This window comes from Stutzerimonas sp. Brlt_14, assembly GCF_051948915.1.
GTDB lineage: Bacteria > Pseudomonadota > Gammaproteobacteria > Pseudomonadales > Pseudomonadaceae > Stutzerimonas > Stutzerimonas stutzeri.
Genome location: NZ_JAYJLM010000001.1, coordinates 617,304 through 629,621, shown reverse-complemented (window position 1 = coordinate 629,621; position 12,318 = coordinate 617,304). Strand labels below are relative to the sequence as shown.

Below are 12,318 nucleotides of genomic sequence, written 5' to 3'. Positions count from 1 at the left end.
CGCTCGCCAGGCGAAATTCGGCATCAGGAACAGCAGGCGGCGCTGCGGGCGTCGGCCTCCTGCTCGCTGCGTTGCACCTTCCAGGCCCAGGCGAACACCAGCAGGCCGCCTACGGCCGTCGCGGCGCCGATATAACCGGTGGAGGTCCAGCCGAGTCCGGCGGTGATCGCCAGACCGCCGAGCCAGGGTCCCAAGGCGTTGGCGATGTTGAAGGCGGCATGGTTGGAGGCTGCCGCCAGAGTCTGGGCATCCGCCGCGACGTCCATCAGATGGGTCTGCAGGGCCGGTGACAGCGAGACCATGGTGCCCACGGCGAATACCGCCGGAAAGATGGTCCACACCGAGTGCGCGGCCAGCGGAAACACCAGCAGCACCAGGGCGCTCCACAGCAGGAGCCAGGCGACCGCCTGGAAACGCAGGCGATCGAACAGCCAGCCGCCGAACACGTTGCCGACGATGCCGCCGAGGCCGAAGGCGGCCAGGGCGAAGGGAATCCATCCGGCATTGACGCCGGTGACTTCCAGCAGGGTCGGCGCCATGTAGCTGAACACGCAGAACATGCCGGCGAAGCCGATGGAGCTGATCGCCAGGGCCAGCCAGACCTGCGGCCGATTGAAGGCGCGGATCTCGTGCAGCGGGCTGTTTCGCGGCTCGTCGCGGTTGAGCGGCAGGAACAGCGCCACCAGCAGCACCGTCAGCAGGGCGATGGCGCCGACCAGGGCGAATGCGTAGCGCCAGCTCAGCCACTGCCCGAGCCAGGTGGCCAGCGGGTTGCCGATCAGGATCGCCACTGTCAGGCCCATCAGCACCCGCGCCACGGCCTGGGCGCGCTTGTCCGGCGGCACCATGGAGGCGGCCACCAGCATTGCCACACCGAAATAGGCACCGTGGGGCAGGCCGGTGACGAAGCGGGCGATCATCAGGGTCGGGTAGTCGGGCGCCAGGGCACTGGCGAAGTTGCCTAGGGCGAAGAAGCCCATCAGCAACAGCAGCAGGTGCAGGCGGTACAGCCGCGAGCCGAGGATCGCCAGCAGCGGCGCACCCACCACCACGCCCAGCGCGTAGGTACTGATCACGTTGCCCACCTGGGGTTCGCTGATGCCAAGGCCCTCGGCCACATTGGGCATCAGGCCCATGATGGCGAACTCGCCGGTGCCGATGGCAAAACCGCCCATGGCCAGGGCCAGTTCGATCAGCAGCACGGCTCGGGCGGAAAGGGGCGGAGTCGCTGCGGTGGCTGGCGCCGTCATGGATACCTCGTCACGTCGAAAGGGGCGGCATTATTCACGCTTGCGGGCTCAGGTAAAGCCCGACTGCCAAAGAAGGAGATCACAGGGTGGTGGGATTGCATCGGCGCGCCGGAGTTCGACCCTGGGGAGGGCGGCGTGCGGGTCCGAGGCGCGGAATCGGATAATTGGATGGACGGTTGGCTGGCGCCGGTTTTTTAACCCTCGATCTTGACTTTGGTCAGGGTGACCGAGAGGTCGCCTCCGTATTTTGCGCGCCAAGTCTCATCTCGTTCCGATCATCCAGTTAGCCCTGCCTCGAGCGGGCGACTCGGCCGGCTTCGAGAGGCATCTCGTATCGACCAAGACAACCCCATGAAACTCGTGTTTTCCCTTGCCGAACTGCTGATGAACCGGCTCAATTATCCGAGCAAGTTCGCCCTGATCGGGCTCTTGGTGTTCCTCGCCTTTGCCAGCCTGATGTGGACCATCGCCAGCCAGCTCAACCGCACCATCGAGCGCGCCGAGAACGAACTGGTGGCTTCCGCTCTGGCGCGACCATTGTCCAAACTGGTGGAACTGACCCAGCAGCACCGCGGCGTGTCGGCGATGCTGCTGGGCGGTAACCTGGCCATGGCCGATCGCCGAAGCGCGCTGCAGGCCAATGTCGATGGCGCGACGGCGGAGCTGAACCGTGTGCTGGCCGACGACAAGCGCAGCATGCGCGAATGGCAGGACATCGGTCGCGGCTGGAACGAGATCAAGCGCGACGTACAGGGCTGGTCGCAGGCACAGAGCTACCAGGCGCACACCGCGCTGATCGGCCAGTTGCTGAACTTCCAGACGCTGCTGTCGGACGCCTACGGCCTGACCTTCGACCCCGAGCCGCAGTCCTACTACCTGATGACCACGGCGGTCAGCCGACTGCCGTTTCTGATCGAGCGGCTCGGCCGCCTGCGCGGCAGTGCCTCGGCGATGCTGGCCAAGGGCGCGATCAGCGACGAGCAGCGTACCGCGCTGATCGTCATCACCGAGGAAATCCGCTCGGCCACGGTGGAGATGGAACGCAGCATGGATAAGGTCATCGCTCAGCGTCCGGAGCTGCAAGTACAGCTCCAGCGGGCAATGGCGACGCTGCGCGAGCGTGGCGAGGCGGTCGACCGGGTGGTGCAGGGCATGGTGCTGCGCGGCGATTTCACCAGCACCTCATCCGCGCAGTTCTTCGACATGACCACCGAGGCGATCGGCATTGCCTACACGCAGATGTACGACGTGCTGCTGCCGAACCTTGATCAGCTGCTGCAACAGCGCATCGATGACGCCCGGCAGATGCTGCACGGCAACCTCGCCGTGCTGCTGGTGGTGCTGGCGGTGATCGGCTACCTGTCGGTGGGCGCCTACCTGTCGGTAATGACCAGCATCCGTAGCCTGCGCGAGGGCAGCGAACGCCTCGCCGCCGGCGACCTCACCGCCACAATCGAGCTGGCGGCACGGGACGAGCTGCGTTACGTGGCCGGCAGTTTCAACGACATGGCCGGCGCCATGCGCGCGCTGATCGGCAGCATCAAGAGCAACTCCGACCATGTGGCCGATTCCGCGCGCAGCCTGGCGACCGCCTCGGGGCAGATTCATGTGGCATCCCAGTGCCAGAGCGATGCGGCATCGAGCATGGCCGCGGCGGTGGAGCAGATGACGGTCGGCATCGAGAGTATCGCGCGCAATGCTGGCGAGGCCGACGCGCTGGCCCATCGTTCCGGCGAACTGTCGCGCCAGGGCGGCGAGATCGTTGCCGCAGTGGTCGAGGAGATCAGCCAGATCGCCGTCTCGGTGAGTGATTCGGCGCGTACCGTCGCCGAGCTGGGCGAGCGCTCCGGGCAGATTTCCGCCATCGTCGGGGTGATCGGCGACATCGCCGCGCAGACCAACCTGCTGGCGCTCAATGCGGCGATCGAAGCTGCCCGTGCCGGCGACCAGGGCCGAGGTTTCGCCGTGGTGGCCGATGAGGTGCGCAAGCTGGCCGAACGCACCGCCAACTCCACCAAGGAGATCGCACAGATGGTCGCGGCCATTCAGGAAGGCACCGAAGGGGCGGTGCAGGGCATGGAGCAGGGCGTGGCCAAGGTCAACGAGGGCGTCGCCCGGGCCCAGCGCGCCGGCGAAGCCATGGGCGGCATCCGCGAGGCGGCCAATCAGGTGCTGTTCACCGTGGCAGAGATTTCCAACGCGTTGCGCGAGCAGAGCGCGGCATCCGCCGAGATCGCCCAGAAGGTGACCACCATCGCCCGCATGGCCGAGGAAAACGGCGAGGCGGTGGGCAGCAACCACCACACCGCCAGCCGCCTGAGCGAACTGGCCGGCACCCTGCTGGACAACGTCAGCCGCTTCAAGGCCGGCTGACCGGCGAGCTGCAACGGCACCGTCCGGTGCCGTCATTGCGGTTCAGAGTGGCCAGATCCAGAGAATCGCCGGCACCGCGCAAAGCACCACCAGAATCGACAATGGCAGTCCCAGCCGCCAGTAGTCGCCGAAACGGTAGCCGCCGGGCGCCATCACCAGGGTGTTGGACTGGTGGCCGATGGGGGTCAGGAAGGCGCAGGAGGCACCGATCGCCACCGCCATCAGGAAGGGGTCGACCGAGGCGTCCATGCCGCGCGCCAGGCTGATCGCCACCGGCGCCGCGAGCACCGCAGCGGCGGCATTATTGACCACGTTGGAGATCAGCATCACCGCCACCATCAGCAGCGCCAGGGTCGCCGCCGCCGGCAACGACTGCCCCAGCTCCAGCAGGGCATCGGCGATCAGTTGCGAGCCGCCCGTGGTTTCCAGCGCCTGGCCCACTGGCAGCATCGCTGCCACCAGCACGATCACCGGCATGTCGATGCTCTCGTAGATGCGCCCCAGCGGAATCAGCCCGACCAGGATCATCACCAGCGCGCCGGTAACCAGTGCGGTGGCGGCCGGCAGCAGGCCGAAGGCGATGCTGGCCAGGGTGATGGCGAAGATGGCGCTGGCCAGCATCACGTTGCGCGGGGTGGTGATGCTCAGTCCGCGCGACGCCAGCGGCAGGCAGCCCAGGCTGTTCAGGCTCGACTGCAGGGCATCCTCGCGGGCCTGCAGCAGGAGGATGTCGCCGGCGGCGAAGCGAATCTCGCCCAGGCGCTGGCGCAAGCGCTGCCCCTGGCGGGCCACGGCCAGCACGTTGACGCCGTGGCGCTCGCGCAGGTCCAGGCCGCTGGCGCTGGTGCCCACCAGCATGGAACCCGGCGAGACGATGGCCTCGGCCAGGGTCAGTTCGCCGTGCCGGCTCTTGTGGTTCTTCTCGGCCTTCTCTTGCTCGACGGCCTGCTCGGCGGCCTCCTGCTCGTCGCGGGCCTTGTTCTCCTGCTCCTCGACATCGGCCGCCAGCTCGACGCCGGTGACATCCAGCAGCGCCTTCAGACTGTCGGAGTCGGCCTCCACCAGCAGGATGTCGCCTTCGCGCAGCACCTCGTAGGTCGACGGCATGCGCTGGCGCTCGTCGCCGCGAATGAGCGCGATGACCTGCACATCGGCTTCATCCTGCACCGCGCCGATCAGCGCGTGCAGCGTGCGCCCGGCGTACTTGCAGTCTTCCGGCACGCGCACTTCGGTGAGGTAGGCGCTGATCTCGAACAGATCACCGTTGCCTTCCTGCTCCTGGCGCCGGGGTACCAGTCGCCAGCCGAGCAGGGCGATGAACAGCACGCCGGCCACCGTCACCGCCGCGCCCACCGGCAAAAAGGCGAACATGCCGAACGGCGCCTCGCCGGCTTCGGCGCGATAGCCGGCGATGATCAGGTTGGGCGGCGTGCCGATCAGCGTCAGGGTGCCGCCGAGCAGCGAGCCGAACGCCAGCGGCATCAGCAGGTAGGATGGCGAACGGCCGCTCTGACGCGACATCCAGATCGCCACCGGCATGAACAGCGCCAGCGCGCCGACGTTGTTCATGAAGCCCGAGCTCAGCGCGACGATCCCGGTGAGCGCCGCCACCTGCGCCCAGGGCCGCTCGCCGACCTGCATCAGCCGGCGCGCCACGCTGTCCACCACGCCGGCATTGAGCAGGCCGCGGCTGAGCACCAGCACCGCGGCCACCGAAATCACCGCCGGATGCCCCAGGCCGGCGAATACCTCCTCGGCCGGCACCACGCCGGTCAGCGCGCAGGCCAGCAATGCCGCGAGGGCGACCAGGTCGTAGCGCCAGCGATTCCAGACAAACAGCACCAGCGTCGCCGCCAGCACACCAAAGACGATCAGCTGTTCGCCGGTCATGTACTTCTTCTCCGATCCGCCAGGACGCCACGGCGCATCGGCGCCGGCGTCGGGGCAGCAAAAATCATGGGAACAGTCATCGCGAGTGCCCGTGCGAGGCGGGCGGCCGTGCCGTCACAGGGGGGCTGCGGCCGTAATAACAGACTGCCAGCCCGGTGCAAGGTGCCGGCAGGTTATGGCAAAAATCCGCGGCGCCGGGCAAGGTGGCTGCACAACAATTCGAAAGGTCCTTGCCATGCCTGAATCCGTTGCCCTGCACTGCACGGACGGTTTCACCCTCGCGGCACAGCTCTGGCGGCCTGCCGGTGCCGAGCGCGGCGCGGTGATCATCAGTTGCGCCACCGGTGTGCTGTCGCGCTATTACGCACGCTACGCGAACTTTCTTACCGAGCACGGTTTTGCCGCACTGACCTACGACTTTCGCGGCATCGGCGGGTCGAGGCCGCAGCGCCTGCGCAGCATGAAGATGCGCTGGCGCGACTGGGGCGAGTACGACTTCGATGCTGCGGTGCGCTTCATGCGTGAGCGCGAGCCGCACGGACTGCTGGTGGCCGTGGGGCACAGCGCCGGCGGCTTCATGCCGGGCTTCGCCGAGGCCGCCGGCGAGGTGGACCGCTACCTCAACGTCGCCGGGCAGTATGCCTACTGGCGCGACTACGCCGCCGAGCGGCGCCTGCAGATGTACGCGAAGTGGCACCTGTTGATGCCGGCGATGACCCGCCTGGTCGGCTACTTTCCGGGTCGCCGCCTTGGCTGGCTGGAAGACCTGCCGGCCGGTGTCGCGCTGGAGTGGTCCCAGCGCGGTGCGCGACTGGAAGACAGCTATCCCCGTGAAGAACATCCGCTTCTGTTCAGCCGTTTCGGTGCGGTTCGAGCGCCAATTCTGGCGGTAAGCACCAGCGACGATGAATTCGCGACCCCGGCGGCCATGCGCCGCGGGCTCGGCTATTTCCGCAACAGCCCGCGCCAGCTGGTGCAGCTCAATCCTCGCGCGATGAGCTTCGAGCGCATCGGCCATTTCGGTCTGTTCCACGACCGGCATCGCAATGGCTTCTGGCGCGAGTCGCTGGAATGGATCGCCGAGGGCCGCAATCCCTGGCTCGCCGACGAAGTGATCGAGCCCGGCGCGGTTCCTGAGGGCGACGGTGCCATTCCCTTCGGCGCGTCGGCGGGCTATAAGCCTCGCCCATGAACAAGCGCGCCCTTCAGCAGCAGATCATCGCCACCCTCGAAGCCGACCGCGAGGTGGCCAAGGCCGTACTGGCCGCGACCCACGAGGCTGCCACCCATGCCGAGAGCAAGGCCGAGAACAAGTACGACACCCGCGGCCTGGAGGCGGCCTATCTTGCCGACGGCCAGCGCCGCCGCCTGCATGAGATCGAGACGGCGCTCGCCGCCTATCGCAACCTGCAGGCAGGCGTCAGCTCCGATGGCAGGGTGCGGGTCGGTGCGCTGCTCTGCCTGGATCACGACGGCGCCGAGCGCTGGTTCTTTCTCGGTCCGGATGCGGCGGGGTTGAAGCTGCAGCATGACGGGCGGGAGATCCTGGTCATCACGGCGCGTTCGCCTCTGGGTCAGGGGCTGCTCGGCCGCGAGCTAAGGGACGAGGTGGAACTACGCGTCCATGGCCAGCTGCAGCGCTACGAAGTGCTGCAGATCGCATAGTGCCGGCTATTAGGGGCTAATGCCCGCCCAACGGGTGCAAATGGGTTTCAACGGCGCTGTGGGGCATGGCGCAAAGGCCCGCTCAATCGGCCGCGCGCGGTTTTCTCGTCCGAGCGCCGCTCCCTCTGCGTGGCGTGGCGCTGCGTTTCTTCTTCCACGGTTTGCCGTTGCGGCCGGCGGCCACCGGCGGGCCGCTGATGGTCATGCGCAGTCCGGCGCAGCGTTCGACCAGCTTGCTCATCCACGCCGATTGCTTGGCGACGAATTCCTCCAACGGCATTTCGCCGCTCTGCACCATGTCCAGCGCCTGCTCCCAGATCGCCGTGGTACCCGGGTCGGCGATCGGCCGCGGCACGGCGTCGATCAGGCTGAACGCCGCCGGTGTCGCCGCCAGCGCCTTGCCCTGGCGAACCAGATAGCCGCGGTCGAGCAGGCCCTGAATTATCCCGGCGCGGGTCGCCTCGGTGCCGATGCCGGTGGTGTCCTTGAGTTTCTGCTTCAGCCGCGGGTCGTCCACGAGCTTGGCGACGTTCTTCATTGCCTTGATCAGGTCGCCTTCGGTGAAGGGCTTCGGCGGTTGTGTCTGCTGGTCCTTGAGTGTGATCTCGCCCACGGCATAGTCCTGGCCCTGCTGCAGCGCCGGCAGGCTTTGCGGCGCATGTGCCTCGCGATTGCCCCGTGCCGGCGCCAGTGCTTCGGGCATGGCGCGTTTCCAGCCCGGTTCGACGACGCGCTTGCCCACCGCGCGCAGCGCCTGGCCGGCGCAGTCGAAGTCAGCCTGGGTGCGGTCGTACTCGTGGTTGGGCAGGAACTGTGCCAGGTAGCGCGCGCGGATCAGCTCATACACCGCACGCGGGCGCCCGGCCAGGCGTTCCAGACCACGCGCGGCGGCGGTTGGGACGATGCCGTGGTGGGCGCCGACCTTGGCGTCATTCCACGCCCGCGAGCGGCGCGACAGGTCCAGATGCGGCTGCAGCGCCGCGAGCGTCGGGTCGGCTTGAGTCAGCGCCGCGACGATGGCCCGCGCTTCGCCGAGCTGGCTCAGTGGCAGGTAGCCGCAATCGCTGCGCGGATAGGTGATCAGTTTGTGGGTTTCGTACAGCGCCTGGGCGATGTCGAGGGTTTCCTGGGCGCCGAGGCCGAGCTTCTTCGAGCAGACTTCCTGCAGCGTGCCGAGATCGAACGGCAAGGGTGCCGCCTCGCGCTGCCGCTCGGTCTTGAGCTTCAGCAGGCGAGCGCTGGCGGCGTTGCGCATGGCGTCCGCAGCCTGCTGCGCACGAGCCTGATCGAGGCAGCGGCCCTGGTCATCGCAAAGGTCGTCCGGCGCCTGCCACTGCGCGGTGAACGCGGCGCCATCGGCGAGCAGCTGCACGTCGATGGCCCAGAACGGCACCGGGATGAAATCGGCGATGCTGCGGTCGCGGTCCACCACCAGACGCAGCGTCGGCGTCTGCACGCGGCCCACCGGCAGCACGCCGCGGTAGCCGGACTGGCGGCCGAGCAGGGTGAACAGCCGGCTCATGTTCATGCCGATCAGCCAGTCAGCACGCGAGCGGCCGAGGGCGGCGTGGTAGAGGTTGAAGGTCTCGGCGCCGGGCTTGAGCGCAGCCAGCGCCTTGCGGATCGAGGCATCGTCCAGCGCCGACAGCCACAGCCGGCGGATGGGCCCGCGGTAGCGGCAGTGCTCAACCAGCTCGCGGGCGATCATCTCGCCTTCGCGGTCGGCGTCGGTGGCGATCACCAGTTCCCTGCATTCACCGAGCAGACGCTTGACCGCCTTGAACTGGCTGGCGGTCTTCGGCTTGACCAGCATCTTCCAGCGCTCCGGCACGATCGGCAGGTCGGCCAGCACCCAGCGCTTGTAGCGCGGGTCATAGGCGTCCGGCGGGGCGGTCTCCAGCAGATGGCCGATGCACCAGGTCACCGTCACCCCGGCGCCCTGCAGGCAGCCGTCGCCGGGCCGGTTGGCGCCGAGCACCTTGGCGATGTCGCGGGCCTGGGAAGGCTTTTCGCAGAGATAGAGTTGCATGGAGGCTGTGACGGCAGCGGTCGATGGCGCGAAGCATGTGCATAAAAGGCGCTTCAGGCAATCATTATCTGTATGGACATACAGTTGTTGTGCGCCGATACCGGTCGTTCTTGAGCATGATCAAGTCTGGCGGCGGCGAGGAGGCTTAGCCTGTGGCCACTGCAACAACGCCCGAAAGGCACGCGCAATGGCCAAGAAATTTCCCCTCGAACCATCCCACCCCGAACGTGTGTGCTGGGGCTGCGACCGCTATTGCCCGGCAACTTCGATGGCCTGTGGCAACGGCGCGGGCCGCACCCAGCATCCGGCGGAAATGTTCGGTGAGGACTGGTATCTGGACGAATGCTGGGGCATCGACCCGGAGCTGATCGCCAAGACCCGCAAGGAATCGTCGAACTGATGCTGCGCCGGGGGCCTACCTTGGCCGCTGGCTAGCCGCGGTCGGCGAAACGCTGCACCACCACGCTGCCAATGATGTCGCCCTCGACGTTGACCGCCGTGCGCACGGTATCCAGCAAGCGGTCGATCGGCAGCAGGATCGCCACCGCCTCGGCCGGCAGGCCGACCGCCTGCAACACCATCACCATGGTCACCATGCCGGCGCTGGGAATGCCCGGTGCGCCGGTGGACGCGATCATCGCGGTGAAGAACACCACCGCCTGTTGCGCCAGGCTCAGCTCGATGCCCATCAGATTGGCGACGAACAGCGCAGCCGCCGCTTCGTAGAGTGCGGTGCCGTCCATGTTCATGGTCGCGCCCAGCGGCAGCACGAAGCCGGCGATGCCGGGTCGCACCTTGAGGTTGTCCTCCGCGCAGCGCAGGGAGATCGGCAACGTCGCCGCGCTGGAGCTGGTGGCGAACGCCGTGATCAGCGCCTCGCGGGTGCCGCGGAAGAACCACAGCGGCGATCTGCCGGTCGTGAGAAAGAGAATGCCTGGCAGCACCACGATGCCGTGGAACAGCGTGGTGGCGAACACCAGCACGATAAAGCCGCCCACCGCACTGAGCAGCGCCACATCCTGCTCGGCCACCAGCTTGATCAGCAGGGCGAGGATGCCCAGCGGCGCCAGGCGCATGATCCAGCCAATGATGCGCATCATCAGCTCGAGAAATTCCTGCAGCACAACGAGGATATTGCGGTAGCGGTCGCCCCCGGCCACCAGAGCGATGCCGATGAACATGGCGAACACCACGACGGCCAGGATGCTGCCGTTGGCCAGCGCGGCGAAGGGATTCTGGAACAGGTTGGCGAAGAAGTGCAGGAAGAACTCGGGTAGCGTCAGCTGGCGCGCCTCGAAGTCGTTCATCGCCTCGGCGAACAGGTCCAGCGACAGCCCCGCGCCCGGCTTGAACAGGTTCGCCGCGATCAGCGCCACCAGCATCGCCACACTGGTGGTGAGGGTGAAGTAGACCAGCGCGCCGCCCCACACCCGATGCACCTGGTGATGCGCCTGCAGGTTGGCCACACCGACCACGATGGAGGTGAAGATCAGCGGAATCAGCACCATTTTCAGCAGGCCGATGAAGATGCTGCCAAGCAGGGTGCTGGCGTAGAGCACGCCTTCGCGCACGGGCGCATCGGCCGGCAGCGTACCGGTCAGCCAGCCGATGGCCACACCCAGGCAGGCCGCGATGAGAATCTGCAGGTTCAGGCTGGGCAAGGCGGGCGGCTCCTCGGGTCGATGGCGGTGACGTCAAGCAAGAGAATAGAAAGGTGTGGCGAAAGTTCGCAGCAGCACGGCAGCATCATACAGGCCGAGCCGCCCGGCAGAAGCCGTCTCCTGGCGCTGGCCGGTAGCAGACAAACGCCGGCCGGCGGGTTTTCATGGCCGGGGCTGGGACAAGAGAGGCAAGCGAACATGAGCGATCAGGACATCGAGCGGCGCATCGCCCGCGACATCGCCAAATGGCAGCGCGGTGTGCGCGACAAGGGCGAGCCGCTGCAGATCGACGAGGGCTGGCTGCATACCCCGCAGGGGTTGCGGTTGCCGTTCAGCGTGCTGAAGAGTGCCGGCGTGCCGCCGCGCGAGGTGGAACTGCTGGCCCGGCGCGCCGCCGTGCGTGAGCAGCTCGAGGCCTGCAGCGATGCGCAGCAGCGCGAGCGCCTGACGCGCGAGCTGAGCGAGCTGGAGCAGAACATCGCCTTTCGCCTGGAGGCGCTGCAGCGCCTGGGGCGGGCTTGAGCAGTCGGTCGCTGGCGTTCGCGCGGCGCTGGAGTAGCATGGGCGTCCGGTGTTTTCTACAGGGAGAAGCGTGTGGCTACAGCACGAATCGGGTTTCTGCCGGCGGCGTTGATCGCCGCGGCGGTGGCCTTCGCCGGCTGGTCGGTGGGGCAGGGCGTGGAGCGTTTCCGCATGGCCGACCGCACGGTGACGGTCAAGGGCCTGGCGGAGATGGACGTGAAGAGCGACTTCGCGGTGTGGACGCTGGGCTTTCGCCGTGGTGGCGATCGGTTCGCCGAGGTGCAACAGGGGCTCAGCGAGGACCGCCAGCGGGTGCTGGACTTCCTCCGCGAGCAGGGCTTCAGCGACGAGGAGCTGGAAGTGCGGCCGTTGCAGGTGCAGGACCTGCTGGCCCGCGAATGGGCGTCGCGCGATGTGGCGCTGCGCTTCAACGGCCAGGGGCAGGTGCTGGTCAAGTCCGAGCGCGTCGATGCCGTGGCCAAGGCGGCCAATGCAGTCGATCCGCTGATCCAGGCCGGCGTGCAGCTGGATACCGAGGTCAATGGCTTCGCCGGGCCCCGCTATCAGCTGCGTGGGTTCAACGAGCTCAAGCCACAGCTGCTCGAGGCCGCCACCGGCAACGCCCGTGAGCAGGCGACGCGCTTTGCCGAGGATGCCGGCGCCACGCTGGGGCGGTTGAAGAATGCCAACCAGGGGGTGATTCGGGCGATCGATGACGATGGCAGCGATATGGACAGTGGCCGGACCATCGGGAAGCGGTTGCGGGTGGTGAGTACGTTTGAGTACACCCTGGATTGATATAGGGCGTTTAAGCGTCCTGTGTGTCTGGCGGCGGAGGGTTTCGCGTGATGGCGGTTGGCGATTTCCGAGTCGCTTGAAGGCTTGGTTTCGCCCTGCTGGGCGAGTCACTTTTTCCAGGCGCTGAAAA

Annotated in this window: 10 protein-coding genes; 6 read left to right on the top strand and 4 right to left on the bottom strand. The window is 67.3% G+C overall.

From position 1 onward, the window contains the following. Positions 1 to 23 precede the first annotated feature (23 nt). Positions 24 to 1,250, bottom strand: a complete 1,227-nt coding sequence (locus VF716_RS03065; RefSeq protein WP_048329641.1) for an MFS transporter — start codon at positions 1,248 to 1,250, stop codon at positions 24 to 26. A 351-nt stretch (positions 1,251 to 1,601) separates the two neighbouring features. On the opposite strand from VF716_RS03065, the gene VF716_RS03060 reads away from it, so the two are divergent. After that, positions 1,602 to 3,623 (top strand): methyl-accepting chemotaxis protein, encoded by a 2,022-nt coding sequence (locus VF716_RS03060; RefSeq protein WP_440551697.1) that lies wholly within the window; start codon positions 1,602 to 1,604, stop codon positions 3,621 to 3,623. Positions 3,624 to 3,665: 42 nt separating this feature from the next. Here the strand turns inward: VF716_RS03060 and VF716_RS03055 are convergent, their stop codons facing one another. Then, complete coding sequence (locus tag VF716_RS03055; RefSeq protein ID WP_045632403.1) at positions 3,666 to 5,513, bottom strand: SLC13 family permease; 1,848 nt, start codon at positions 5,511 to 5,513, stop codon at positions 3,666 to 3,668. Between the two features lie 235 nt (positions 5,514 to 5,748). Between VF716_RS03055 and VF716_RS03050 the strand changes: the two genes are divergently transcribed. Together VF716_RS03050 and VF716_RS03045 are read left to right on the top strand one after the other, a co-directional pair. Beyond that, on the top strand, positions 5,749 to 6,705 hold the full coding sequence (locus tag VF716_RS03050) for an alpha/beta hydrolase family protein (protein WP_041755625.1): 957 nt from the start codon (positions 5,749 to 5,751) through the stop codon (positions 6,703 to 6,705). Further along, positions 6,702 to 7,178: a GreA/GreB family elongation factor gene (locus tag VF716_RS03045; protein WP_011914015.1), complete on the top strand. Its 477-nt coding sequence runs from the start codon at positions 6,702 to 6,704 to the stop codon at positions 7,176 to 7,178. The genes VF716_RS03050 and VF716_RS03045 overlap by 4 nt, the downstream gene beginning before the upstream one ends. Positions 7,179 to 7,260: 82 nt before the next feature. On the opposite strand, the gene VF716_RS03040 is transcribed toward VF716_RS03045, so the two are convergent. Beyond that, complete coding sequence (locus tag VF716_RS03040; protein WP_041755624.1) at positions 7,261 to 9,207, bottom strand: DNA topoisomerase III; 1,947 nt, start codon at positions 9,205 to 9,207, stop codon at positions 7,261 to 7,263. 187 nt (positions 9,208 to 9,394) lie between these two features. On the opposite strand from VF716_RS03040, the gene VF716_RS03035 reads away from it, so the two are divergent. Further along, a complete protein-coding gene (locus tag VF716_RS03035) occupies positions 9,395 to 9,607 on the top strand; it encodes a DUF3079 domain-containing protein (protein ID WP_026012414.1) in 213 nt (70 codons plus the stop codon). A gap of 31 nt (positions 9,608 to 9,638) precedes the next feature. Here VF716_RS03035 and VF716_RS03030 read toward each other — a convergent pair whose 3' ends face one another. Further along, entirely contained in the window at positions 9,639 to 10,868 is a 1,230-nt protein-coding gene (locus VF716_RS03030; RefSeq protein ID WP_011914013.1) for a dicarboxylate/amino acid:cation symporter, read from the bottom strand. Positions 10,869 to 11,066: 198 nt separating this feature from the next. On the opposite strand from VF716_RS03030, the gene VF716_RS03025 reads away from it, so the two are divergent. Beyond that, the gene (locus tag VF716_RS03025) at positions 11,067 to 11,390 is read left to right on the top strand and encodes a hypothetical protein (RefSeq protein ID WP_041755623.1); all 324 of its coding nucleotides are present in this window, start codon (positions 11,067 to 11,069) and stop codon (positions 11,388 to 11,390) included. A gap of 72 nt (positions 11,391 to 11,462) precedes the next feature. Further along, positions 11,463 to 12,188 (top strand): SIMPL domain-containing protein, encoded by a 726-nt coding sequence (locus VF716_RS03020; RefSeq protein WP_011914011.1) that lies wholly within the window; start codon positions 11,463 to 11,465, stop codon positions 12,186 to 12,188. Positions 12,189 to 12,318: the final 130 nt, after the last annotated feature.

What these genes read in the sequence shown, in the direction of transcription:
- VF716_RS03065 (WP_048329641.1), bottom strand. Translation starts at nt 1,250, where the DNA reads ATGACGGCGCCAGCCACCGCAGCGACTCCGCCCCTTTCCGCCCGAGCC.
- VF716_RS03060 (WP_440551697.1), top strand. Translation starts at nt 1,602, where the DNA reads ATGAAACTCGTGTTTTCCCTTGCCGAACTGCTGATGAACCGGCTCAAT.
- VF716_RS03055 (WP_045632403.1), bottom strand. Translation starts at nt 5,513, where the DNA reads ATGACCGGCGAACAGCTGATCGTCTTTGGTGTGCTGGCGGCGACGCTG.
- VF716_RS03050 (WP_041755625.1), top strand. Translation starts at nt 5,749, where the DNA reads ATGCCTGAATCCGTTGCCCTGCACTGCACGGACGGTTTCACCCTCGCG.
- VF716_RS03045 (WP_011914015.1), top strand. Translation starts at nt 6,702, where the DNA reads ATGAACAAGCGCGCCCTTCAGCAGCAGATCATCGCCACCCTCGAAGCC.
- VF716_RS03040 (WP_041755624.1), bottom strand. Translation starts at nt 9,207, where the DNA reads ATGCAACTCTATCTCTGCGAAAAGCCTTCCCAGGCCCGCGACATCGCC.
- VF716_RS03035 (WP_026012414.1), top strand. Translation starts at nt 9,395, where the DNA reads ATGGCCAAGAAATTTCCCCTCGAACCATCCCACCCCGAACGTGTGTGC.
- VF716_RS03025 (WP_041755623.1), top strand. Translation starts at nt 11,067, where the DNA reads ATGAGCGATCAGGACATCGAGCGGCGCATCGCCCGCGACATCGCCAAA.